At 63.8% G+C, this 24,040-nt stretch carries 19 protein-coding genes, 1 pseudogene and 1 riboswitch; of the genes and pseudogenes, 5 read left to right on the top strand and 15 right to left on the bottom strand.

Annotated features, from left to right (window positions below):
* Nucleotides 1-14: 14 nt before the first annotated feature.
* On the bottom strand, nucleotides 15-782 hold the full coding sequence (locus AAG813_RS13965) for a TorF family putative porin (RefSeq protein ID WP_341916152.1): 768 nt from the start codon (nucleotides 780-782) through the stop codon (nucleotides 15-17).
* Between the two features lie 205 nt (nucleotides 783-987).
* Here AAG813_RS13965 and AAG813_RS13970 point away from each other — a divergent pair, with 205 nt between their 5' ends.
* Entirely contained in the window at nucleotides 988-2,523 is a 1,536-nt protein-coding gene (locus AAG813_RS13970) for a YifB family Mg chelatase-like AAA ATPase (protein ID WP_341916153.1), read from the top strand.
* A gap of 116 nt (nucleotides 2,524-2,639) precedes the next feature.
* On the opposite strand, the gene metH is transcribed toward AAG813_RS13970, so the two are convergent.
* The 3 genes from metH to fba form a co-directional block, all read right to left on the bottom strand.
* Nucleotides 2,640-5,423: a methionine synthase gene (gene metH / locus AAG813_RS13975; RefSeq protein WP_341916154.1), complete on the bottom strand. Its 2,784-nt coding sequence runs from the start codon at nucleotides 5,421-5,423 to the stop codon at nucleotides 2,640-2,642.
* A 61-nt stretch (nucleotides 5,424-5,484) separates the two neighbouring features.
* Nucleotides 5,485-5,588: riboswitch (S-adenosyl-L-homocysteine riboswitch) on the bottom strand.
* A 25-nt stretch (nucleotides 5,589-5,613) separates the two neighbouring features.
* Nucleotides 5,614-6,522, bottom strand: coding sequence for a phosphoribosylaminoimidazolesuccinocarboxamide synthase (locus AAG813_RS13980; protein WP_341916155.1), 909 nt, complete (start codon nucleotides 6,520-6,522; stop codon nucleotides 5,614-5,616).
* Between the two features lie 86 nt (nucleotides 6,523-6,608).
* Nucleotides 6,609-7,673, bottom strand: a complete 1,065-nt coding sequence (gene fba, locus AAG813_RS13985) for a class II fructose-bisphosphate aldolase (protein ID WP_341916156.1) — start codon at nucleotides 7,671-7,673, stop codon at nucleotides 6,609-6,611.
* A gap of 247 nt (nucleotides 7,674-7,920) precedes the next feature.
* Between fba and AAG813_RS13990 the strand changes: the two genes are divergently transcribed.
* The gene (locus tag AAG813_RS13990; RefSeq protein ID WP_341916157.1) at nucleotides 7,921-8,652 is read left to right on the top strand and encodes a phosphatase PAP2 family protein; all 732 of its coding nucleotides are present in this window, start codon (nucleotides 7,921-7,923) and stop codon (nucleotides 8,650-8,652) included.
* 51 nt (nucleotides 8,653-8,703) lie between these two features.
* On the opposite strand, the gene pyk is transcribed toward AAG813_RS13990, so the two are convergent.
* From pyk to def, 7 genes and pseudogenes are all read right to left on the bottom strand, one after another.
* Nucleotides 8,704-10,137, bottom strand: coding sequence for a pyruvate kinase (gene pyk / locus AAG813_RS13995; RefSeq protein WP_300536374.1), 1,434 nt, complete (start codon nucleotides 10,135-10,137; stop codon nucleotides 8,704-8,706).
* A 99-nt stretch (nucleotides 10,138-10,236) separates the two neighbouring features.
* Nucleotides 10,237-11,118 carry a dihydrodipicolinate synthase family protein gene (locus AAG813_RS14000; protein WP_341916158.1) on the bottom strand — a complete coding sequence of 294 codons (882 nt, stop codon included), beginning with the start codon at nucleotides 11,116-11,118 and terminating at the stop codon, nucleotides 10,237-10,239.
* 114 nt (nucleotides 11,119-11,232) lie between these two features.
* Nucleotides 11,233-12,426, bottom strand: coding sequence for a phosphoglycerate kinase (locus tag AAG813_RS14005; protein WP_341916159.1), 1,194 nt, complete (start codon nucleotides 12,424-12,426; stop codon nucleotides 11,233-11,235).
* 68 nt (nucleotides 12,427-12,494) lie between these two features.
* Nucleotides 12,495-12,593, bottom strand: a pseudogene (locus AAG813_RS14010) (AzlD domain-containing protein); the annotation flags it as partial.
* A gap of 31 nt (nucleotides 12,594-12,624) precedes the next feature.
* Nucleotides 12,625-13,383 carry an AzlC family ABC transporter permease gene (locus AAG813_RS14015; protein ID WP_341916160.1) on the bottom strand — a complete coding sequence of 253 codons (759 nt, stop codon included), beginning with the start codon at nucleotides 13,381-13,383 and terminating at the stop codon, nucleotides 12,625-12,627.
* Nucleotides 13,380-14,360, bottom strand: coding sequence for a methionyl-tRNA formyltransferase (gene fmt, locus AAG813_RS14020; RefSeq protein ID WP_341916161.1), 981 nt, complete (start codon nucleotides 14,358-14,360; stop codon nucleotides 13,380-13,382). Before fmt ends, AAG813_RS14015 begins: the two co-directional genes overlap by 4 nt.
* A gap of 36 nt (nucleotides 14,361-14,396) precedes the next feature.
* Nucleotides 14,397-14,918, bottom strand: a complete 522-nt coding sequence (gene def / locus AAG813_RS14025) for a peptide deformylase (protein ID WP_341916162.1) — start codon at nucleotides 14,916-14,918, stop codon at nucleotides 14,397-14,399.
* 188 nt (nucleotides 14,919-15,106) lie between these two features.
* Here def and AAG813_RS14030 point away from each other — a divergent pair, with 188 nt between their 5' ends.
* From AAG813_RS14030 to AAG813_RS14040, 3 genes are all read left to right on the top strand, one after another.
* On the top strand, nucleotides 15,107-16,324 hold the full coding sequence (locus tag AAG813_RS14030; RefSeq protein ID WP_341916226.1) for a LysM domain-containing protein: 1,218 nt from the start codon (nucleotides 15,107-15,109) through the stop codon (nucleotides 16,322-16,324).
* A 71-nt stretch (nucleotides 16,325-16,395) separates the two neighbouring features.
* Complete coding sequence (gene dprA, locus AAG813_RS14035; RefSeq protein ID WP_341916163.1) at nucleotides 16,396-17,520, top strand: DNA-processing protein DprA; 1,125 nt, start codon at nucleotides 16,396-16,398, stop codon at nucleotides 17,518-17,520.
* Nucleotides 17,521-17,599: 79 nt separating this feature from the next.
* Complete coding sequence (locus AAG813_RS14040) at nucleotides 17,600-18,124, top strand: DUF494 domain-containing protein (protein ID WP_341916164.1); 525 nt, start codon at nucleotides 17,600-17,602, stop codon at nucleotides 18,122-18,124.
* Between the two features lie 137 nt (nucleotides 18,125-18,261).
* Here AAG813_RS14040 and AAG813_RS14045 read toward each other — a convergent pair whose 3' ends face one another.
* From AAG813_RS14045 to yajC, 4 genes are all read right to left on the bottom strand, one after another.
* Nucleotides 18,262-20,706: a DUF1631 family protein gene (locus AAG813_RS14045; protein ID WP_341916165.1), complete on the bottom strand. Its 2,445-nt coding sequence runs from the start codon at nucleotides 20,704-20,706 to the stop codon at nucleotides 18,262-18,264.
* 28 nt (nucleotides 20,707-20,734) lie between these two features.
* Nucleotides 20,735-21,688, bottom strand: a complete 954-nt coding sequence (secF, locus tag AAG813_RS14050; protein WP_341916166.1) for a protein translocase subunit SecF — start codon at nucleotides 21,686-21,688, stop codon at nucleotides 20,735-20,737.
* 27 nt (nucleotides 21,689-21,715) lie between these two features.
* Nucleotides 21,716-23,611 (bottom strand): protein translocase subunit SecD, encoded by a 1,896-nt coding sequence (secD, locus tag AAG813_RS14055; RefSeq protein WP_341916167.1) that lies wholly within the window; start codon nucleotides 23,609-23,611, stop codon nucleotides 21,716-21,718.
* A gap of 69 nt (nucleotides 23,612-23,680) precedes the next feature.
* Nucleotides 23,681-24,016 carry a preprotein translocase subunit YajC gene (gene yajC / locus AAG813_RS14060; RefSeq protein ID WP_096666202.1) on the bottom strand — a complete coding sequence of 112 codons (336 nt, stop codon included), beginning with the start codon at nucleotides 24,014-24,016 and terminating at the stop codon, nucleotides 23,681-23,683.
* Between the last annotated feature and the right edge of the window lie 24 nt (nucleotides 24,017-24,040).

Below are 24,040 nucleotides of genomic sequence, written 5' to 3' on the forward strand. Positions count from 1 at the left end.
TAGGCTGTGTTATTTCAGAAACTTTTCTTGACGGACAGAACCAGGCCATCCTTGGCGAGGTCACGGGTGCCCGAACCAGGCAAGGTGTAGGGAGCGCCCAAGCCACTGGTGCCGACCACGGCCAGGCTCACCACCAGGCCGTCGATGTCCTTGTTGACCGCCACCGAGTAGTCCGTGTAGGAATTGCCGTTCTTGATTTTCTGCGCGCCAATGTGCGGCACGATGGACCAGCCGGAACCCAAGTCAAAGTTGGCGCTGAGGTCGAGGTAGCCGCTGTTCTTGCTGTTGGCCGTGCCAAACAGATTGGTCGTGGCGTGCGAGTATTTGGCGGTGACGATACCGAAGGTGAGGGCACCGTACAACTCGAAGGTGTTGGGGCTCACGAAACCAGCAGTCTTTTTCAGGTTGTTGCCGGCATACCAGTAGTAGAGGCCGCCAACGTCATAACCCACGCTTTCGGACAACGCGCCTTTGTAGCCGCCATAGACGTCGATCTCGATCGGGCCTTTGGTCGTGTTGGGGTTGGCGGTGGAGTCTTTCAGCCAGCTGATGGTCGACGCCCAGGTACCGAGGTAAAAGCCGCTTTTGTGGGCGTAGTCGATGCCGCCATTGAGCGCTGGTTTTTTGCCGGTCTGCGAAATGCCGCGGTAGCGGTAGTCGGTGGTGGCGCCGACGTTGTAGGACAGGGTGTAGTCTGGCGCAGGGGCGGCGGTCTGGGCAAAGGCCGAACCGGCCAGGGCAAGTACCATCACCAGCATTGATTTTTTGGCGGCTGATTTCATCGAGGACTCCATAAATAGTTGAAAAAGGGAATTTGGCGCGATGAACACTTAGCATGGAGCGTGCCAAATTTTGTAGGCCTAAAGCCCCTTCGTCGTCTTCAGGGAGGGCTGACGCGTTAACTTGAACTGGAATAAATACAAGATGCGCACCGAAAAAGTGCATCGATATATGCTCGCTTTTGGTGCATGAGGGAGAAATCGACAAATGAGCTTATCTTTAGTGCAGAGCCGCGCCTTGCTGGGCATGCAGGCGCACCCGGTCTGCGTCGAAGTGCACCTGGCCAATGGCTTGCCAAGCTTTACGCTCGTAGGCCTGGCGGAGACAGAGGTCAAGGAAGCCCGTGAACGGGTGCGGTCTGCCATCCAGAACACCGGCCTGGAGTTTCCAGGCAACAAACGCATCACCGTCAACCTGGCGCCGGCCGACCTGCCCAAAGACTCCGGTCGCTTTGACCTGCCCATTGCGCTGGGCATTCTGGCGGCCAGCGGCCAGATCGACACCGCCAAGCTCGCAGGCTATGAGTTTGCCGGCGAGCTGTCGCTGGGCGGGGAGTTGCGCCCCATACGCGGTGCCCTGGCCATGAGCCTGGCCCTGCCGGGCCGGGATACCGGCCAGGCCCGACCCCGACTGGTGCTGCCGGGCGGCAGCGCCGAGGAAGCGGCGCTGGTGCCGGATGCCGAGGTCTACCGGGCGCATCACCTGCTCGACGTGGTCAGGCAATTTCTGCCGGGCGACACGGCTCCTGAAGACACGCAAGGCTGGGTCCGGCTCCAGCCCAGCGCACCGCAGGACGCCACCCCCTACCCGGACCTGTCCGATGTCAAGGGCCAGGCGGCGGCCAAGCGCGCACTGGAGATTGCCGCCGCGGGCGGCCACAGCCTGCTGATGGTGGGCGCGCCGGGCTCGGGCAAGTCCATGCTGGCCCAGCGTTTTGCCGGCCTGCTGCCGGCCATGAGCACCGCCGAGGCGCTCGAAAGCGCGGCCGTGGCCTCGCTCGGCGGCCGCTTTTCGCTGGACAGCTGGGCGGTCCGGCCTACCGCCGCACCGCACCATACAGCCAGCGCCGTGGCCCTGGTCGGCGGCGGCTCGCCGCCCCGTCCTGGTGAAATTTCACTCGCTCATCATGGCGTGTTGTTCCTCGATGAACTTCCGGAATTCCCGCGCGCCGCGCTGGAAGCCCTGCGCGAGCCGCTGGAGTCGGGCACCATCACGATCTCACGCGCCGCTCAACGTGCCGAGTTTCCGGCGCGCTTCCAGCTGATCGCTGCCATGAACCCTTGCCCTTGCGGCTACCTCGGCTCCAGCCTGCGCGCCTGCCGCTGCTCGCCGGACCAGGTCTCGCGTTACCAGGGCAAACTCAGCGGTCCGCTGCTGGACCGCATTGACCTGCATGTGGAAGTCGGGGCGCTGGCCGCCGAGGAACTGCTGGGTGCCGCACCGGGCGAAAGCACGGCCAGCATCCGGCAACGGGTGGTGGCGGCGCGTGAACGCGCTACGGCGCGCCAGGGCAGTAGCAACCAAGCGTTGCAGGGCAAGGCCATTGATGGGCAGTGCCAGCTCGACGATGCCGCCGCGAAATTCCTGAACACGGCGGCCGCGCGCCTGGGCTGGTCGGGACGCAGCATCCACCGCTGCCTGAAAGTGGCGCGCACGATCGCTGACCTGGCCGGCGCACAAGCCGTGCAAGTCACCCACGTGGCCGAGGCGGTGCAGTACCGGCGCGCGCTCAAAGCAAATTAAGGCCCCCACGGTCGCTCACTGCGTGTAGCTCCCTGCCCCCCGAGGGGGCCGCTGCGCCTGCGGCCCGGCAAAGCCGGTTCCGCGGCCCCTGCTTGAAGGAAGCGCCTCGCGGCCGTTCAAAGGTTCGGGGCCAGCAACCGCTGCAGGTCTTCCGCTTTTTCGCCGCGCCGCTTGGCGAGGTCCTGCAACTGGTCGTCGCCGATCTTGCCGACGTTGAAGTACACGCTTTGCGGATGGCTCAGGTAGAAACCGCTGACGCTGGCGGCCGGTGTCATGGCCAGGCTCTCGGTCAGCGCCATGCCGATGTCACCCGCCTGCAGCAGCTCGAACATGTCCTTCTTGACACTGTGGTCCGGGCAGGCCGGGTAGCCGGGCGCCGGGCGTATGCCCTGGTACTTCTCGGCAATCATGTCCTCGGTGCTCAGCGTTTCACCGGCGGCATAACCCCACAAATCCTCGCGCACCCGTTTGTGCAGGGCCTCGGCAAAGGCCTCGGCGAGCCGGTCGGCCAGTGACTTGAGCATGATGGACGAGTAGTCGTCGTGGTCGTCATTGAAGTACTTCTCCTTCTTCTCGGCGCCCAGGCCGGCCGTCACCGCAAACAGGCCGATGTAGTCAGGCAGCATGAAGGTGTTGTGGCCCTCGGCGCCCGCATGGCCGGCACGCACGGCCTTGGTTTCAGCCGACAAGACCTTGGGCGCGATGAAATCAGCGAGGCAGCGGCTGGGTCGCATCACGCCGTCGAGTGCGGTTTTTTCGGCCTGCTGGCGCAGGCCGTACCAAGTCATCGCCACTTCGCTGCGCGTCTCGTCCGTGTAGATCTCGATGTCGTCACCGACGCTGTTGGCCGGGTACAGGCCGATGACACCACTGGCTGTGAGCCAGCGGCCTTCGATCAGGCGCTTGAGCATGCGCTGCGCGTCGGCATACACACGCACGGCCTCGGTCCCCACCACCTCGTCCTTCAGGATGGCCGGGAACGGGCCAGCCAGGTCCCAGGTCTGGAAGAAGGGACCCCAGTCGATGTAGTTCGCCAGTTCGGCGAGGTCGAAGTTCTTGAACACGCGACGGCCGATGAATTTCGGCTTGGGGGGCGTGTAGTGGGCCCAGTCGATGGGTGTGGCATTGGCGCGAGCCTTGGCCAGCGGCCACATCGGCGTCTGCTTCTTGTTGGCGTGCTGGGTGCGCACCTTGTCATAGTCGGTATTGAGCTCGGCTATGTATTTGGCCGCCTGGTCGGAGAGAAGGCTTTGCGCCACGCTGACACTGCGCGACGCGTCGGGCACGTACACCACCGGGCCTTCATAATGCGGCGAAATCTTGACCGCCGTGTGGACCCGGGAGGTGGTGGCGCCGCCAATCATCAGCGGGATTTTCTTGATGCGGAAATGGTCGTCTTTCTGCATCTCGCCGGCCACGTACTGCATTTCTTCCAGGCTGGGCGTGATCAGCCCTGACAGGCCGACGATGTCCGCGCCCTCGATCTTGGCACGCGCCAGGATCTCGTGGCAGGGCACCATCACGCCCATGTTGACCACGTCGAAGTTGTTGCACTGGAGCACGACCGTGACGATGTTCTTGCCGATGTCGTGCACGTCGCCCTTGACGGTGGCGATGATGATCTTGCCCTTGGTCTTGACGTCGCCGCCTGCCGCTTCCAGCAGCAGCTTTTCAGCCTCGATGTAGGGCAGCAAATGCGCCACGGCCTGTTTCATCACGCGCGCGCTTTTCACCACCTGCGGCAAAAACATCTTGCCCTGGCCGAACAGGTCGCCAACCACGTTCATGCCGTCCATCAGCGGACCTTCGATCACATGCAGCGGCCGCCCGCCCTCGGCCTTGATCGCCTGCCAGACCTCTTCGGTATCGGTCACGATGTGTTCGTTCATGCCGTGCACCAGCGCATGCGACAGGCGCTGGCGCACTGGCAGCGCACGCCACTCATTGCGCTTGCTGTCGTCCTTGGCGCCGCTTTTGGCGCTCTCGGCGACCTCAATCAGGCGCTCGCTGGGGCTCAGGTGTTCTTCGCCGTCCTTGTAAACCGGTATGCGGTTCAACACCACATCCTCGACGCGTTCACGCAAGGTCGGCTCCAGGTCGTCGTAAACGCCGACCATGCCGGCGTTGACGATGCCCATGTCCATGCCGGCCTGGATCGCGTGGTACAGGAACACGGTGTGGATGGCTTCACGCACCGGATCGTTGCCGCGGAAGCTGAAGGACACATTCGACACGCCGCCGGACACCTTGGCGCCCGGCAGGTTCTGTTTGATCCAGCGCGTGGCGTTGATGAAGTCCACCGCGTAATTGTTGTGCTCCTCGATGCCGGTGGCTATCGCAAAGATGTTGGGGTCGAAGATGATGTCTTCCGGCGGGAAGTCCAGCTCGTCCACCAGCACGCGGTAGGCGCGCTCGCAGATCTCGATCTTGCGTTCGTAGGTATCGGCCTGGCCCTGTTCGTCGAAAGCCATGACCACGGCGGCCGCGCCGTAACGCTTGAGCAGTTTGGCCTGGTGTTTGAATGGCTCCAGCCCCTCCTTCATGGAGATCGAGTTGACGATGCCCTTGCCCTGGATGCAGCGCAGGCCGGCCTCGATCACGCTCCATTTGGAGCTGTCGATCATGATGGGCACACGTGCAATGTCGGGCTCGCTGGCGATCAGGTTCAGGAAACGCACCATGGCGGCCTGGCTGTCCAGCATGGCCTCGTCCATGTTGATGTCAATGATCTGCGCGCCGTTTTCGACCTGCTGGCGGGCCACGACGAGGGCCTGTTCGTACTCGCCATTGAGGATCAGGCGGGCAAAGGCCTTGGAGCCCGTGACATTGGTGCGCTCGCCGATGTTGACGAACAGGCTGCCCGCGCCGATGGCGACCGGCTCCAGGCCGGACAGTTTCATGGGGGGAACTTGGATTTCGGACATTCACTCACCTTGGATGAGGAAGCTCTGAACAAGCTTCCTTAGGTGAGCGCCGTTGCAAAGGCAGGCCGCGGGGGTCCTGCTGTCACCCAAGCCTGACGAAACCGGCTTCAACCGGGTTTCGCTGCAACGCTCCTTGAGTTGCTGGTATTTTAAACCAAGGTGCCGGTCAGGCCGTCAGCCGGGTCAGTGCTTCCTGGTACTTGGCCGCGGTTTTTTCGACCACGTCCTGCGGCACGCGCGGCGCCGGCGGCGTCTTGTCCCAGGGCTTGCCGTTGACCAGGGCCTGTTCCAGCCAGTCGCGCACGAACTGCTTGTCGTAGCTGGGCGGGTTGGTGCCTGCGGTGAAGGCCTGCTCGTAACCTTCGATCGGCCAGTAACGCGAGGAGTCGGGCGTCAGCACCTCGTCCATCAGGGTCAGCGTGCCGTTTTCGTCCAGGCCGAACTCGAACTTGGTGTCGGCAATGATGATGCCCTTGGTCAGGGCAAAGGCCGCCGCCTCCTTGTAGATGCGGATGCTGAGGTCACGGATCTGCGCGGCCAGCTCGGGGCCGACGACCTTGACCACCTGCTCGTAGCTGATGTTTTCGTCATGTTCGCCCACCGCCGCCTTGGCGGCCGGCGTGAAAATCGGCTCGGGCAACTTGCTGGCGTTTTTCAAACCGGCCGGCAACGGCACACCGCACACCGACTGGCTCTCCTGGTATTCCTTCCAGCCGCTGCCGGCCAGATAGCCGCGCACCACGGCCTCGACCGGAATTGGCTTGAGGCGCTTGACCAGCATGGAACGCCCGGTGACCTGCGGAACTTCGGCGGGCGTCACCACGCTTTCGGGCGCCTCGCCGGTCAGGTGGTTGGGGCAGATGTGGCCCAGCTTGTCAAACCAGAACAGGGCCATTTGCGTGAGCAGCACCCCTTTGCCCGGAATCGGCTCGCCCATGATGACGTCGAAGGCGCTGAGCCGGTCGCTGGCGACCATCAGCAGCCGGTCTTTGCCGACAGCGTAGTTGTCGCGAACCTTGCCGCGCGCGAGCAGGGGCAGGGAGGTCAGGGCCGAGGTGTGGAGAGCGGAGGTCATGGGATGCTTGCCAAAAGTAAAAAAGCCCGCCGGTGGCGGCGAGCTTTGAATTATCGCCAGTTCGGCACGGCGAGGATTTTCCGGGTTTAACGCACCACCTGGGTCAACTCGCCCCTGGCGTATTTGGCGGCCACCACACTCAGTGCTTCGCCCTTGATCTTGCTGGCCTGGCCTTCGCAGCCGAACTCGATGTAACGCTGTTTGCAGATGGCCTTGGCGGCCTCGCGCGCGGGTTTGAGCCATTCTCTGGCATCGAACTTGTCGGGGTTCTCGGCCAGGAACTTGCGCACCGCTCCGGTCATGGCCAGGCGGATGTCGGTGTCGATGTTGATTTTGCGCACGCCGAACTGGATGGCCTTCTGGATCTCCTCGACCGGCACACCGTAGGTTTCCTTCATCTTGCCGCCGTACTGATTGATGATGGCCAGCAGGTCCTGCGGCACACTGGACGAACCGTGCATGACCAGGTGGGTGTTGGGGATGCGGCGGTGAATTTCCTTGACACGTTCGATCGCCAGAATGTCGCCGGTGGGCTTGCGCGAGAACTTGTAGGCGCCGTGGCTGGTGCCGATCGCAATGGCCAGCGCATCGAGCTGGGTGCGCTTGACGAAGTCGGCGGCCTGCTCGGGGTCGGTCAGCAACTGGTCGTGGGTCATGACGGCGTCGGTGCCGTGGCCGTCTTCCTTGTCGCCCTGCATGGTTTCCAGGCTGCCCAGGCAGCCCAGTTCGCCTTCCACCGACACCCCGGTGGCGTGGGCCATGTCCACCACCTTGCGGGTGACCTCGACGTTGTAGTCGAAGCTGGCGATGGTCTTGCCGTCGGCCTCCAGGCTGCCGTCCATCATCACCGAGCTGAAGCCCAGGTCAATCGCACCCTGGCAGACGGCCGGGCTCTGGCCATGGTCCTGGTGCATGACCAGGGGAATGTGCGGGTAGGCCTCGACGGCGGCCAGAATCAGATGCTTGATGAAGGCTTCGCCGGCGTATTTGCGCGCGCCTGCGCTGGCCTGCAGAATGACGGGCGCACCCACCTCATCGGCGGCGGCCATCACGGCCTGGACCTGCTCCAGGTTGTTGACGTTGAAAGCTGGAATGCCGTAGGTGTTGACTGCCGCATGGTCCAGCAGCTCGCGCATGGAAACGAGTGCCATAGAAGATATCCCCAGGAAGGTTGAACGGATTCGGTAACTAACCGGTAACTTTTTTCATTTTACCCGCCGCGCCTACCCGCGGAGCCTTGGGGCGGCCTCCGGAGGGGCTTCCCGCGTCAGCCTGGAAGGGGCAAAGGTGTAGGACGAGCGACCCCGAGCGTCGCGCGCCCTTGCCAGGCGCTGGCATTAAGCCTGATTTAAGGCGTGCAGGGCTATCGTCCAGCCTTCCTTGCGTCCAACACGCCCTATGCACGCCTCCCCCAATCCAGCCATTTCCAGCACGTCGCACCTTTTTTTCTGGTCACTGGCCAGCCTTCTTATCCTGCTGGCCTGGGACGCTTCGGGACTGGATCTGACCCTGGCGCGCTGGTTTGGCTCGACCAGCGGCTTTGCCCTCGAAAACCACTGGTTCTGGCGCGGCGTGCTGCACGACGACATGCGTCCGCTGCCCTGGCTGTTCGAAGGGGCGCTGCTGATCGGCATCGCCCGGCCTGTCGGCCCCTTGCGGCGGCTGCCTGCCCCGCGCCGCGTCCAGCTGGCCCTGACCACGCTGTTGGCACTGCTGGTGGTCGCCGACATCAAGCTGCACAGCCACAGCAGCTGCCCCTGGAGCCTGCAGGAATTCGGCGGCGTGGCCAGCCATGTCTCGCACTGGGCCTGGGGCGTGCGGGACGGCGGGGACGGTGGTTGCTTTCCGGCCGGTCATGCCTCGGCGGGGTTTGCCTTTGTCGGCGGTTCTTTTGCCTTCCGGCATGTCCTGCCGGCCACGGCGCGCCGCTGGTTGCTGGGTTCCATGCTGGCCGGCCTGCTGCTGGGGCTGGCGCAACAGGTACGCGGCGCCCATTACATGAGTCACACCTTCTGGACCGCCTGGTTCTGCTGGGCCACTGCCGCCGGACTGGACCTCGGCGTCACCTGGCTCACCCGCCAGGTGTCACAAAGGCCGACAGGCGCTCAGGCCGAGGTGTCTGGGCCCTGAGGAACCGGGCCAGCGTCCGCCATCAAGGTGACGGAGCCCGACAGGTCTGGTTCACGCCACCCGGCAGATCTTGAGCATGTTGGTGCCGCCAGGGGCACCCATGGGTTCACCGCAGGTGATGGCGTACACATCGCCGCTTTGCACGATGTCGCGCCGCAGCAGGTGCCCTTCGGCCTGTTCCAGCGCGGTGTCGCGGTCGGCGCTGGTATCCATCAAGAGCGGACGCACATTGCGGTACAGCGCCATCTTGCGCTGCGTCGCCAGGCGGGGTGTGAGCGCGTAGATCGGGACACGAATGTCGTGACGGCTCATCCACAGCGGCGTGGAACCGCTGTCGGTCAGCGCCACGATGGCCTTGGCGCCCAGGTGGTGGGCCGTGAACAGCGCCCCCATGGCGATCGACTGGTCGATGCGCGTGAAGGTCTTGCCGCTGAAGTCGGCGTCCAGCGCCGCGTATTCGGCTTTTTCCGCTTCCAGGCAGATGTTGGCCATTTCCTCGATGGTCTCGAGCGGGTAATTGCCGGCGGCCGTTTCCGCGCTCAGCATTACGGCGTCGGTTCCGTCGAGCACGGCATTGGCCACATCGCTGACCTCAGCGCGCGTCGGCACCGGGTTGAGGATCATGCTTTCCATCATCTGCGTGGCGGTGATGACCACCTTGTCCATGGCGCGGGCCATCTTGATCATGCGTTTTTGCAGCGCCGGCACGGCGGCGTTGCCGACTTCCACCGCAAGGTCGCCGCGCGCGACCATGATGCCGTCGCTGACCCGCAGGATGTCTTCGAGGTTGGGAATGGCTTCGGCGCGTTCGATCTTGGCAATCAGGCCGGGCTTGTGTTTGTAGGGTGCGGCGGCCACATTGCAAAGCTGGCGCGCCATTTCCATGTCGGTGGCGTTTTTCGGAAAACTCACCGCCACATAGTCCGCCTGGAAACTCATGGCGGTACGGATGTCCTCCATGTCCTTGGCGGTCAGCGCAGGCGCGGTCAGGCCGCCGCCCTTTTTGTTGATGCCCTTGTTGTTGGAGAGTTCGCCACCGAGCTTGACGGTGGTGTGGACCTCCTCGCCGCGCACCGCGTCGATGGTCAGCACAATCAGGCCGTCGTTGAGCAGCAGCAGGTCACCGGCTTTCACGTCGCGCGGCAGCTCCTTGTAGTCCAGGCCCACACCCTTGATGTCGCCCGGCTCGGTCCGCGAGGCATCGAGCACGAACTTGGCACCAGGCACCAGCAGGACTTTGCCCTCGGCAAATTTGCCGACGCGAATCTTTGGTCCCTGCAGGTCGGCCATGATGGCCACCTCGCGGCCGGCCCGCTGGGCCGCCTCGCGCACCAGCCCGGCCCGGTCGATGTGGTCCTGCGCTGTGCCATGGCTGAAATTGAGGCGCACCACGTTGACGCCCGCACGTATCATTTTTTCAAGCAGCGCCGGATCGCTCGAGGCAGGGCCCAGGGTGGCAACAATTTTGGTGGCGCGGCGTGGCATGGATGTCTCCTGTAATTTAGAGACGATTCTCACACGGAACCGGTTACAGGCCGGGTACACCGGGCAGGCCGCGCAGGTCCGGGCGCAATGCGCAACAGGCTACAGCGCGCCCAACTCGTGCAGGACCCGGCGCACCGTTTCCACACCTTCCGGCGACAACGGTGCCTGCGGCGCGAGGGGATGGCCGACCTCGTACCCCTGCAGCACGAGGCCTGCCTTGATGCAGGCCGCCAAGTTGAAAGTGGCAAACACCTGGTTGATGCTCCAGAGCCTGCGCTGCAAGGCCATGGCCTCGCTCCAGCGGCCGGCCCGGCACAGGTCATACAACGCGATGCTCTGCCGGGGAACCAGGCAGGCCGGCCCGGCCATCCAGCCCGCGCCGCCCATCAGCATCACGGTCGCAGGCACATGCGACGACGCGGCAAAAACCTCCATCCGGCCCTCGACCACATTCATGATCGACAGCAGGCGCCCGGTGTTGAAGGAAGCGTCCTTGATATAACGAATGTTGGGGATGTGGCTGAGCCGCTCGATGACCGGCAGCTTGAGATCGGAGCGCTGGAAATTCGGGTTGGTGTAGATCACCACCGGCAACGACACGGCATCGGCAATCGCCTTGAAGTACTGGTACACCCCTTCGTCGTCCACGGGAAAATACGCTTCCAGCACCGCCAGGATGCCGTCGCAGCCCATGCGTTCGTACGCCCGGGCCTGGCCGACGGCGTCGACGATGGTGGTGGCCGCCACACCGGCCACCACCGGCACCTGCCGGCCCGCCGCCTGCACCACCACCTCCACCACCCGGCGCCGCTGCGCTGGGTTGAGGTAGGCAAATTCGCCGGTCGATCCCAGGGGCGTCAGGCCATGCACACCAGCCGCCATCAGGTCCTGGCAAAGGCGCGTCAGGACCTGCGCCTCCACCTCCCCTTCGGCGTCAATGGGCGACACCAGATAAGGAAAAACACCATGAAAATCCATCATCTGCAAACTCCCGGCAGCTATCCGTGGGTCCGAAAAAATTCAAGCAAAATAGCCTCTGGCCTTTGCCCTGCTTGCGGAGATAGCTATATTTCTAATAGCAAATGCCGCGCCGACTCAGCCCGCTGCCCGCTTCTGCAGGATCTCGAAAGCCGGCAGGGTCTTGCCTTCCAGCACTTCGAGAAAGGCACCGCCGCCGGTGGAGATGTAGCCCACGTCTTGCTCGATCCCGTATTTGGCAATCGCGGCCAAGGTGTCGCCGCCGCCGGCAATGCTGAAGGCGGGGCTGGCCGCAATCGCCTGCGCAATGGCTTTCGTGCCGCCCTCGAAGGCGGCGAACTCGAACACGCCCACCGGGCCGTTCCAGACAATGGTGCCGGCGGCCATCAGCTGATCGGCCAGCTTTTTCGCGGTTTGCGGGCCGATGTCCAGGATCAGGTCGTCGTCCGCCACTTCGGTGGCGGCTTTCATTGTGGCGGCCGCATCGGCTGCAAAGGTTTTGGCGGTGACCACGTCACTGGGAATGGGCACTTCGGCGCCACGCGCCTTCATCGCCGCCATGACGGCTCGGGCTTCATCGAGCAGTTCGCGTTCCGCCAGGCTTTTGCCGATGGGCAAACCATTGGCCAGCATGAAGGTGTTGGCAATCCCGCCCCCAACAATCAGCTGGTCCACCTTGCCGGCCAGTGCCTTCAGGATGGTCAGTTTGGTGGAGACCTTGCTGCCGGCCACGATGGCCACCAGCGGGCGCTTCGGGCTGGCCAGGGCCTTGGAGATCGCATCCATTTCGGCCGCCAGCAACGGACCGGCGCAGGCCACTTTGGCAAACTGGGCGATGCCGTAGGTCGAGGCCTCGGCGCGGTGCGCCGTGCCGAAGGCGTCGTGCACAAAAATATCGCAGAGCGCGGCCATCTTGCGGGCCAGCGCCTCGTCGTTCTTCTTCTCGCCGGGGTTGACGCGGCAGTTCTCCAGCAGCACCAGCTGGCCGGGCGCCACGTCCACACCGTCAACCCAGCCCGATTTCAGCGGCACCTCGCGCTGCATCAGTTCGCCCAGACGCTTGGCCACCGGCGCGAGCGAGTCTTCGGGCTTGAACTGCCCTTCCGTCGGCCGGCCCAGATGGGAGGTCACCATCACTGCGGCACCGGCGTCCAGCGCCATCTGGATACAGGGAATCGAGGCGCGGATGCGGGTGTCCTCGGTGATGTGGCCGCTGTCGTCCTGCGGCACATTGAGGTCGGCGCGAATGAAAACACGCCGGCCCTTGACAAGGCCCTGGGCGCACAGATCGGAGAAACGGATGAAGTTCATGAAAGCTCGCAAAGAAACGAAGAAGAAAATCGGTGTGCCAATGATTGTAGAAGCGCGTCCGGTGAGGCCTACCAGCCGAGGTAAACATGCAGCGGCAGGTACACCGCCATGCCGGCGATGATGGTGCCCAGAACGCCCCGGCGCCAGAAAAACCAGGCAGCGCCAGCCCCACGATGGTGAGCACAGTCCAGGCATCGGTCATGCAGCCCCCTTCGTCGTCGGCAACGGTGCCGGGGGCGGCGCAGGTTTTTCCAGCATCAGGCAGACCGCCACCGCCGCGGCAATCGCGACCAGGATGTTGAGCTTGAGCGGCAGGGCGAAGGCCGCCACCGCTGCGGCGCCGGCCACACCGGCGGAGATCAGGCGCAGCCGGCTGCTCGCCAGTGACAGCGTGATGCCCAGCAAGGCCAGGATGCCCGCAAACCCCAGACCCCAGTGCAGCGGCACGGCGTTGGCCATGGCGATGCCGAGCAGGCTGGGCACCACCCAGGCGACCCAGGTGACGGCGCAGTTGCCCGCCAGGCTGGCCTCCTGCGCGCGCAGGGTCGTCAGATCATCGGGTGGCACCGGCTTCGGATGGCGGGCGGTGAACATCACATAACTGAGGTCGGTCGTGAAGTAGCCGCCGGCCATGCGGCGCCACAGCGGCTGGTGCATCATGTACGGGCGCAGGTGAGCGCTGAACACGACAAAGCGCAGGTTCACGCAGGCCGCGGTCGCCAGGATCACCCACATGGGCGCGCCGGCCACCATCAGCGGCACCGCCGCCAGTTGCGAACTGCCGGCAAAAACCACCAGCGTCATCAGCACACACTCAAACACGCTGAGCCCCGACTTGACCATGGCCACGCCGGTCATCAGGCCCCAGGCGGCGGTACCGGCAGCAATGGGCGCCATGTCGCGCACGCCCTGGCGGAACTCGGGGTGGCGCCAGAGCGGCTCTTGGGGGGAATTCATGGCGCGGCCTCCGGGTCCGGGCCGAACCGCATACCGGGTGTCAGTGGGAATCCGCGTAAAAACTGCGCGGCATCCAGCGCCTTGCCGCCCGCTTTCTGCAGGCGCGTCAGGCGCAGTACGCCGTCTGCCGCGGCGACATCAACCCCCTGCTCGCTGACGGCCAGCACTTCGCCCGGCCGGGCGCCGGCCGGCAAGGGCCCCGGCCGCATGGCCGCCTCCCAGATCTTGAGGTTTTCACCCGCCACCGGGCTGGCGGCCCCCGGAAACGGGTTGAAGGCGCGGATACGCCGTGCGATCACCGCCGCACTTTGCGTCCAGTCGATGGTGGCCTCGTGTTTTTCGATCTTGTGGGCGTAGCTGATGCCCTGAGCCGGCTGCTTGACGGGGGTCAGCCCGCCGCAGGCCGCCAGCTCCAGCGCCTCGACCATCAGCCGGCCCCCCAGGGCAGCCAGCCGGTCGTGCAGGCTACCGGTGGTGTCGGTCGGAAGGATCGCGATTTTCTCCACCAGCAACATGTCACCGGTGTCCAGCCCGGCGTCCATTTGCATGATGGTGATGCCGGTTTCGCTGTCGCCGGCCTCGATGGCGCGGTGAATGGGCGCCGCACCACGCCAGCGCGGCAGCAAAGATGCATGGATATTGAAGCAACCGAGCCGGGGCGTTGTGAGCACCCACTGCGGCAGGATCAGGCCGTAGGCGGCCACCACCATGGCGTCGGCCTGCGCCGCCTCGATGGCGGCACGTGCTGCGGCAGCGTCTTCGGGATATTTGCCGTCCAGCCGCAGGCTGCGCGGCTGCGCCACGGGAATGTTGTGGTCGAGGGCGAACTGCTTGACGCTGGAGGCTTGCAGTTTCATGCCGCGGCCGGCGGGCCGGTCCGGCTGGGTCAGGACCAGGGAAATTTCAAAACCTGCAGCATGCAGCTGCGCGAGGGCCACACGGGCGAATTCGGGGGTACCGGCAAAGATGACACGCATCCGGGCATTTTCGCCCATGCGCAGGGCGCATCAGGGTCAGCGGACCAATTCGCGTTCTTCGTCTTTCTTCTGCTTGATCATCTTGGTCTTGATGCGGTTGCGCTTGAGCGGCGACAGGTACTCGACAAACACCTTGCCCATCAGGTGGTCCATCTCGTGCTGGACACACACCGCCAGCAGGCCTTCAGCGCTGTGCGTCTGCGGCTGGCCCTGCAGGTCCAGCGCTCGCACCTTGATCGCGCTGGCGCGCTCCACCCCGTCATAGACACCGGGCACGGACAGGCAGCCTTCGTCGTTGACTTGGGTCTCGGGACTGGACCAGGTGATTTCGGGGTTGATCAGCACCAGCGGCTGGTCCCGGCCTTCACTGACATCGATCACCACCACTCTTTCGTGAACGTTGACCTGGCTGGCGGCCAGGCCGATGCCCTCGGCGGCATACATGGTTTCCAGCATGTCCCCCACCAAAGTGCGAATGCGCGCGTCCACCGCGGCCACGGGCTTGGCAATGGTGTGCAGACGCGGGTCAGGGTAACGAAGAATGGTCAGTTGGGTCATGGTGGCAGGCAATCAGATGTCGCTATTTTCGCTAATTTTCGCCATTTTTCAGCATCCGCGCTGTCGCGAAATGGCATATTCGTTGCCTAATCAAGGGCTTAAGTACAGAATCGCTAGTGATTTATCAAGATAAAAACGTGGCGTCCGGCCTTGATGCCCAAGGCCGCGCCAGCCCCAAGGGCCTCAAGATGCAACATATTTTTGGTCGGTTCAGTCAGATTTCAATAGCCGCCGCTCTGCTGGCATCCAGCGCAGGCCTGCACGCGCAGAATTTCCCGATCACCGCCGGCCAGAAGGCCACGGCCAGCCAGGTGGCCCAAACCGGCGTGCCACTGAGCGACCTGGCCCCCAACGCCCCCGACGAATACACCGTCAAGCGCGGCGACACCTTGTGGGCCATCTCGGGCATGTTCCTGAAAACCCCGTGGCGCTGGCCCGAGTTGTGGGGCATGAATCTGGACGACATCCGCAATCCGCACCGGATTTACCCCGGTCAGCAGCTTTACCTGGACAAATCCGGCGGTCGCGCCACCTTGCGGGCCCGGCGTCCGGGCGACGGTGACGGCCAGCCCGGCACCGTGCGGGTATCGCCGCGCACGCGTTACGAATCGCTGGCTGATGCAGCCATCCCGACACTGTCGCCACAGGCGATTGAACCCTTTCTGTCGGAAGCCCTGATCGTCGACGAAGCCGTGTTCTTGACTGCGCCGCGCATTGTGGCCGCCCAGGAGGGCCGGGTGCTGCTCAGTCGCGGCGACCGCGCCTATGCCCGTGGTCTCTACAGCAGCAAGGACACCGGCAAGCCGCTGAGCACCGCCAAAGGGGAGCCGCTGGACTACCGGGTCTTCCGCAATGCCACACCGCTGAAAGACCCCACCACCGGCGAAATCCTCGGCTACGAGGCACAGTTTCTCGGCAAAGCCGAGCTGGTGCGCGGCGAATCCACCGCCAGCGTGAAGGGCAAGGACGGCAAGTTCGTCAATGAGGTCATCCCGGCCACCATCGACATCCTTGTCGCTAAGGAAGAAATGCGCGTGGGTGACCGGCTGGTGCCGGAACCGCCGCGCGAACTGCTGAGTTATGTGCCGCGCGCGCCACAACTGCCTATTGAAGGCCAGATTGTCTCGATTTACGGCAGCGCCGTGCGTTATGCCTCGGGCAACCAGGTTGTGGTGATCAACCGCGGCATCCGCGACGGACTGGAGCGGGGCCATGTGATGGCCATTTTGCGAAGCGGAGAGCGCATCACGGACCGCACGGACTCCGCCAGAACAGTGATCAAGCTGCCCAACGAACGCAACGGCTTGCTGATTGTTTTCCGCACTTTTGAAAAGCTCTCCTACGCGCTGGTCCTTGAGGTCAGCGAAGGCGTGAAAGTGGGCGACCGCTTCGAAAATCCCAACTGAGCGTCGGCGCCCGCTTGTGCAGGCCGTCTGCATGAATTCCGCCGCCACCTCCGCCTGGATGCGACTCTTCCATGGACGCTGCTGAACTTGGCGCATGGTTGCGCCTGTCGCTGACCCCGGGCATCGGCAACGCGGGAGCCCGGCAGCTGCTGGCCACCTTCGGGTCGGCCCAGTCCATCTTTGAACAGGACGCCGGCACCCTGCGGCAGCTCGGCTCCGACCGCCTGGCCGATGCGCTGCTGACCGAGCCCGCCACCCTGGCCCATCAGCTGCAGACCACGCTGGCCTGGTTGCAGGGCGCAGACAACCGGCGCGTGGTAACGCTTGGCGATGCCGGCTACCCGCCTGCACTGCTTGACATCGAAGACCCGCCCTGCATGCTTTATATGCTTGGAACCCTTGACCCTTGGTCGCCGTCAGCTATCAATAACGTAGCGCCCTGCCTTGCCATCGTGGGCAGCCGGAATCCCACGCCGCAAGGTGAAAGCAATGCCCGGCAATTTGCCAGGGTGTTCGGCGAAGCCGGTCTCTGTGTGGTGTCGGGGCTGGCGCTGGGCGTGGACGGCGCCGCCCACGACGGCGCCCTGCTCGGCGGCGGCACCACCCTGGCCGTGGTCGGCACCGGGCTGGACCGGGTGTATCCCAAGCAGCACCTGGCGCTCGCCCACCGCATTGCCGAGCGCGGCCTGATCATCAGCGAGTTCCCGCTCGGCACACCGCCCCTGACCGCCAATTTTCCGAAACGCAACCGCCTGATTTCCGGCCTGTCACAGGGCACGCTGGTCGTCGAAGCGGCGCTCAAGTCGGGCTCGCTGATCACCGCACGCCTGGCCGCGGAACAAGGCAAGGAGGTGTTCGCCATCCCCGGCTCCATCCATTCCCCGCAGTCGCGGGGCTGCCACGCCCTCATCAAACAGGGCGCCAAGCTGGTGGAGTCCGCCCAGGACGTGCTGGAGGAGTTGAACCTGCCCCAACTTTCGACTGTATTGCCAGCCGCACATGAAGATGTGGATGGACAGCCCGCAGACGACCCGCTGTTTGCGGCGATGGGGTTCGAACCCGTCAGCCTCGACGCCCTGCAGGCGCGCACCGGACTGGCAACTGCCGAATTGCAGGCCCGATTGCTGGCGCTTGAACTGGCCGGAGAGGTCGCCAGGCTGCAGGGCGGGCTGTTCCAGCGCATGGCAAGGGTTTGACGCCTGCGGCTACGTCGAGCCAAGGGCCTTCCGCCTCGCATACCGGCCACACCGTTCCCAACTGCGTTATATTGGGTGCATGTTTGAAGTACTGGTGTACGTTTACGAAAATTACTGGCAAGGCGACGCCTGCCCCGAGCTGCACCAACTGAGCCGCAAACTCACGGCCGTCGGTTTTGAGGCGGACGAGATCCAGGCCGCACTGGTCTGGCTCAATGGCCTGAACATCGCCGCGCAGAACACCCAGGTCGGCATGCCCGCCGGATCATCGGCCGGTGCGTCCCCTGTGCCCACCACAGCCAGCGCGCCGCCCGGCTTCCAGGCCCAGTCGGCCGGCAGCCTGCGTGTCTATTCGGTGGCAGAACAGGACCACCTTGGCGCCCAGGCCCTGGGCTTCGTCAGTTTCCTGGAATCCTCGGGCGTGCTGCCATCCCACATGCGGGAAATCGTGATCGACCGGGCGATGGCCGCACCCGGGGACCCCTTGGCGCTGGATGACCTCAAGATCATTGTGCTGATGGTGTACTGGAGCTTTGGCGAAGAACCCGATGCACTGGTCCTGGACGAACTCTGCGACGACGCGGACTTCCGCGTAGCTCATTGAGCCCCCACGCTTTTCACTTCGTGTAATGCGCTGCCCCCCGAGGGGGCGCTGCGCCTGCGGACTGGCAGAGCCAGATCCGCGGCCTCTGCTGGTATTTTGAGAAAGCGCGCGCACTCACCTCATGTCCGCTCAATGGTTTAGCCTAACAAGCGCTCCGGGTTGGCGTCGAGCTTGGCCAGCGCGTCGCGGGTGGCGCGCACGGTGAGGGCTTCGTCTTCGGTCGGCACGAGCAGGCCGGCCTGCAAATAGGCCGCCAGACGGCGCGCCTGGATCAGGAAGTTGCGGCCGTCGGTCGACGCAAACAGGTTCAGCTGCTTGCGGTCACTGCGCCAGGCAAACTGCACATGGTTGACCTGGCCGTTGTGGTCGAGCGTGAACCAGGCCCCGAGTTGCAGCTCCTGTGACCAGGAACGCATGGCTTCGCTCGGCTGGCTGCCGCCGTCGGCAATGACCTCGATCTCCGAGGCATCGATGCCAATCATCATGACCAGGTTTTCGGTGTCCAGCGGCAGATCACCGACATCCTCGTCCGACAGGTAATCCTCCAGATTCGCCAGCCGCTTGGACATCTCCTCGATGCGCTCCAGGGAAATGGCATCGGTCTTGGACATGAAGGCGTCCGCCAGCGTGTCGCTGATGATCTTCAGGTGCTGGTCCTGCACCGGCGGGCTCATCCCCAGCATGGACATGCCGGAGCGAAGCAGGTGCAGCAACTTGGGCAGGTCGGCAATGACGCGGGCCCGGTCGTTGCGGTTGGGCTTGGCACTGGCCGCCCAGACCAGGTCGGCGGCGGCCTGCTTGAGCGTGATCGTTTCCTTGTGCTGCGGACCATTTTTCATGGCCGCGATGGCCAGCACCTCGGCCCAGATCTTGAAGAGGAATTCACGGATCTCTTCGCGCACCGGCATGTCGTTGAGCATGCTGCGCATCTCGATCGTGTACTGGATGGCCATGGTTTCCTTCTGCTCCATCTGCTGGGCCACACTCACCACGCGGGCAGTGCTGCCTTGCCCGGAGAGGAACTTCGAAAGGAATTTCTGGAACTCGTCGTAGACCAGCTGGAACACCCGCCGGCCGGTTTCCGGGTATTGCTCGATGACCTGCACAATGCGCTTGATTTCAATCTCCAGCGCACCGCCCGAGATCGTCGCGTCGAAACCCAGTACGCAGGAGCCCATGCGGTCGATCAGGCGGCGCGCCGGATGCTGCAGGGAACCGAAAAATTCGGGTTCTGAAATCGCCACACGCAGCACCGGCATCTGCAATCTGGCAAACCACACCCGCACGGCAGGCGGAATACGGTCTTCCGCCAGAATGCTCTGGAACATGAGCGCCACGATTTCAATCGTGGCCTTTTCACTGGACGTGCTCGCCGCCTGCTTGAGGTCGCTGGTGCGCTGGCGCAAAGCCCCTGCCGCCTGCTCCACGTCAACGGCACCATACATCTGATCGGGTGCGTCAACCAGGGTGCCTTCATAGGCATTGCCCACCGCGGCACGGGTTTGCACCCTGGCCAGAGCCTGCGCCAGCTGGGGCGAGGGCTGGTTGGCGTGGGTATGGTCAAAGTCAACCGCGTGGTCGGACAGCAGGCGTTTGAGATGCCCCATCACCCCCTGCGCCCGCATGCGCGCCCGCGCCAGTGGCGATGTCCCGGTCTGCATGCGGGTCTCGTCAAGGATTGCCTCTCTGGCTGCGGCAGAGTTCGCCGCTCCCCCCCTGCCGTCCGGCGAACTGCCAGAACCGGCTCCACCACCACGCCCCGAGCCTGAACCCGGGGTCGAACCGGAGCGCCCGCCTCCGGCCCCACCTCTTGTGTCACCCCCGCCGATGCCGTATCCGCCGGATGAGCCCACGCCGGGCGCCTGCCCGGCCGGCCCAGCGGCACGGATGCCTGCCGGCTTGGCCTTGGCGCGCACGGGCAACGGGCTGTTTGCAGAGGGCGTCCGTTTGACGAGGGCCCGCAGGTCGATGTCCACCATCACGTTTTCCTTGATCAGGAATTCGTTGGCGGCCCGGTAGGCCTCCAGCAGGTGCGCGGTCAACTGCTGCTGGATCAAATCCTGCACCGTCAACCACACCTCGCGCGACAGGGGCGCCAGGGTCCATTGCTCCACCATCTTTTGCGAAAGGACTTCAGGGCGCAGGATGTCTTCCTTGGCGAGCTCGGACACGCCTTCCAGGCTCTGGACGCGCAGCCGCAGGTCGTTGAGCTCCCAGCTGGCGCTGTCCAGCAGGCGCAAGGCCAGGCGGGAGGCCAAAATCCGGTTCTCCATTACCTCGTTGCCCATCAACTCGAACTTGCCGGTATCCACCGCCATGCCCGCGGGCGCGGCCGTCGGGATCAGCGCATTTTTCCAGGCGGCGATGGTGGCGTTGACCCAGACCGTTTCCGAGTCCTGAAAGGACAACCAGGCGTCACGGCGATCCTGCATGTCGCGGGCACTGCCGCTTTGCTCGGTCTGGGACGACAGCTTCTGGCGGATGGCACCAGCCAGCTGGGGCAGGATGCGCGCGGCGTGGCTCACAAACCGTTCGCGCGCCTGCCGGGCAAGAAGAAGGTCTCTTTTGGTGTTTGCGGCCACGACCGTGATATGTGTTGTTGCGGTTTGCCTAAACCGTCGCCCCGGCATTCGGGTCGTTGGGGTCCTCGTCCTTCTTCCCCGACTGCTTGACGAGATCCTCGCGCTTGATGCCCAGCCACATCGCTATCGCCGCAGCCACAAACACCGAAGAATAGATGCCAAACAGGATGCCGATCGTCAGGGCAAGCGCGAAATAAAACAGTGTCGGTCCGCCAAAGAGCAGCATCGACAACACCATGATCTGGGTGGAACCGTGCGTGATGATGGTGCGGCTGATGGTCGAGGTGATCGCGTTGTCGATGATCTGCACGGTGTTCATCTTTCGGTACCGGCGGAAATTTTCACGAATCCGGTCGAAAATCACCACGGATTCATTGACCGAGTAGCCCAGCACGGCCAGCACGGCCGCCAGCACCGAGAGCGAAAACTCCCACTGGAAAAATGCGAAGAAGCCAAGAATGATCACAATGTCATGCAGGTTGGCAATGATGGCTGCCACCGCATACTTCCATTCGAAACGAAAAGCCAGGTAGATCATGATGCCGACCACCACCATGGCCAGCGCCTTCAGGCCATCCTGGGCCAGCTCCTCGCCCACTTGAGGGCCGACAAACTCGGTCCGCCGCAAGACAATCTGGGGGTCGTCGGCTTTCAGCGCCGTCATCACTTTCTCGCTCTGCTGGGCGGTGGTCACGCCTTTCTGCGCAGGCAACCGGATCATCACTTCGCGCGCCGTGCCGAAATTTTGCACCTGCACATCGGTAAAGCCCAGGCCCGCCACCGTACCCCTGACCTTTTCAACATCGGCGGGCTGGGAATAGCTGACCTCCATCACCGTGCCGCCGGTGAACTCCACCGACAGGTGCAGGCCACGCGAAAACAGGAAGAACACGGCCAGCACAAAGGTCGTGAATGAAATCACATTGAAGATCAAGGCATGCCGCATGAACGGGATGTCTTTGTGGATTTTGAAAAATTCCATGGCGTTCTTTGTCCGTTGTTCTTTGGTCTAGTTGGCCGACGCTGTGGGCTTGGAAGACACAGCGGTGCTGCCGGCGGGTCGCCAGACGGTACCAATGGACACCGATTTGAGTTTCTTCTGCCGGCCGTACCAGAGGTTGACCAGCCCGCGCGAGAAAAACACCGCCGAGAACATGCTGGTCAGAATGCCGATGACGTGCACCACGGCAAATCCGCGCACCGGTCCGGAGCCGAAGGCCAGCAAGGCCAGACCGGCAATCAGCGTGGTGATGTTCGAGTCCAGGATGGTGGCCCAGGCACGCTCATAACCACTGTGGATGGCGGCCTGAGGCGCCACGCCATTGCGCAACTCCTCGCGCACCCGCTCGTTGATTAGGACATTGGAGTCAATCGCCATGCCGAGCGCCAGCGCCATGGCCGCCATGCCGGGCAGAGTCAGGGTCGCCTGCAGCATGGACAGCACCGCCACCAGCAGCAGCAGGTTCACCGCCAGGGCCAGACCGGAGAACAGCCCGAACAGCATGTAGTAAACCGCCATGAATGCGACGATCACGAGGAAGCCCCAGGCCACGCTGTGAAAGCCCTTGGCGATGTTTTCAGCGCCCAGGCTGGGGCCGATGGTGCGTTCTTCAATGATTTCCATGGGCGCGGCGAGTGAACCGGCACGCAGCAGCAGCGCGAGGTCATTGGCTTCCGTCACGCTCATCGAACCGGAAATCTGGAAGCGGTTGCCGAGTTCACTCTGGATCACCGGCGCCGTCAGCACCTCGCCCTTGCCTTTTTCAAACAGCACGATCGCCATGCGTTTCTTGACGTTTTCGCGGCTCACATCACGCATGATGCGCCCGCCCTTGGCATCCACGGTCAGGTCCACTTTGGGTTGCTGGCTCTGCGAGTCAAACCCGGGCTGGGCGTCCGTCAGGCTTTCTCCGGTCAGGATCACCTGCTTCTTGACAATCACCGGACGGCCGTCGCGCTCCAGGAAGCGCTCGGAGCCAAAAGGAACGGCGCTGGCGCCGCTTTCGGCTGCGCGGCCCTCGGCGCTTTCGTCGACCAGCCGCATTTCCAGCGTGGCCGTGCGCCCCAGAATATCCTTGGCCTTGGCCGTGTCCTGCACACCGGGCAACTGCACGACGATGCGGTCCAGTCCCTGTTGCTGGATCACCGGCTCGGCCACGCCGAGTTCGTTGATGCGGTTGTGCAGCGTCACCATGTTCTGCTTGAGCGCCTGCTCCTGCACCAGACGTGCCGCCTCGGGCTTGATGCTGGCAGTGAGCTTGTACTCGGTTCCATCGGGCGCATCGACCATCTGCAGGTCCGCGAACTGGTCCTGGATCAGGCGTTTGGCGGCGTCCAGCGTGGCGGATTCACGGAAACGGACTTCAATGGTCTGCCCGTTGCGGTTGATGCCGCCATGGCGGATGTTCTTTTCGCGCAACACCAGGCGGATGTCTCCGGCCAGCGACTCGGCTTTTTTGGTCAGTGCCGCCTGCATGTCCACCTGCAGCATGAAATGCACACCGCCGCGCAAGTCCAGACCCAGGTACATGGGCCGGGCGTTCAGCGCGGTCAACCAGGCGGGCGAGCGTGACAGCAGATTGAGCGCCACGATGTAGGACGGCGTGGCCGGGTCGGGTAGCAGCGCCTTTTCAATCGCGTCCTTGGCCTTGAGCTGGGTGTCGGTGTCGCCGAACCGCGCCTTGACCGACGTGACATCGAAAGTCACCGCCTCCGCAACGATGTTGACATCCTTGAGCGCCTTCTCGACGCGAGCGACTGTTGTCTCGTCGATCTTGACGCTGGACCTGGCGGCGGAAACCTGCACCGCAGGCGCCTCGCCAAAAAAGTTGGGCAGCGTGTAAAGGGCGGCGATCAACAGGGCGACGACGATGACCGCGTACTTCCAGACCGGATAACGATTCATGAGCGTGCTGTTCCTGGGAAACTGAGGGGCTGAAACAGCCGGCCCATGCCGGCCGGCCGGGAGAAACGACTAGGACTTGATGCTGCCTTTGGGCAGGACCTGGACGATGGCACTGCGCTGCAGCTGGACCTCGACGCCGGTGGCAAGTTCGAGGCTCAGGTAGGCCTCGCCGAGTTTGGTGACCGTGCCGAGCAGGCCACCGGCGGTGACCACTTCGTCGCCTTTGGCCAATGCGTCAATCATCGCGCGATGCTCTTTCTGCTTTTTCATCTGCGGGCGGATCATCACAAAATACAGCACCACAAACATCAGCACCAGCGGCAGCATGCTGGTGAGCGAAGAGAGCATGCCGCCTTCGGCAGCAGCGGCTGGGGCGGTTTGGGCAAACGCGGAAGAAATAAACACGGCAGACTCCACAACAATAAGTAA

The sequence above is a fragment of the Polaromonas sp. YR568 genome (assembly GCF_943371715.1).
GTDB lineage: Bacteria > Pseudomonadota > Gammaproteobacteria > Burkholderiales > Burkholderiaceae_C > Polaromonas.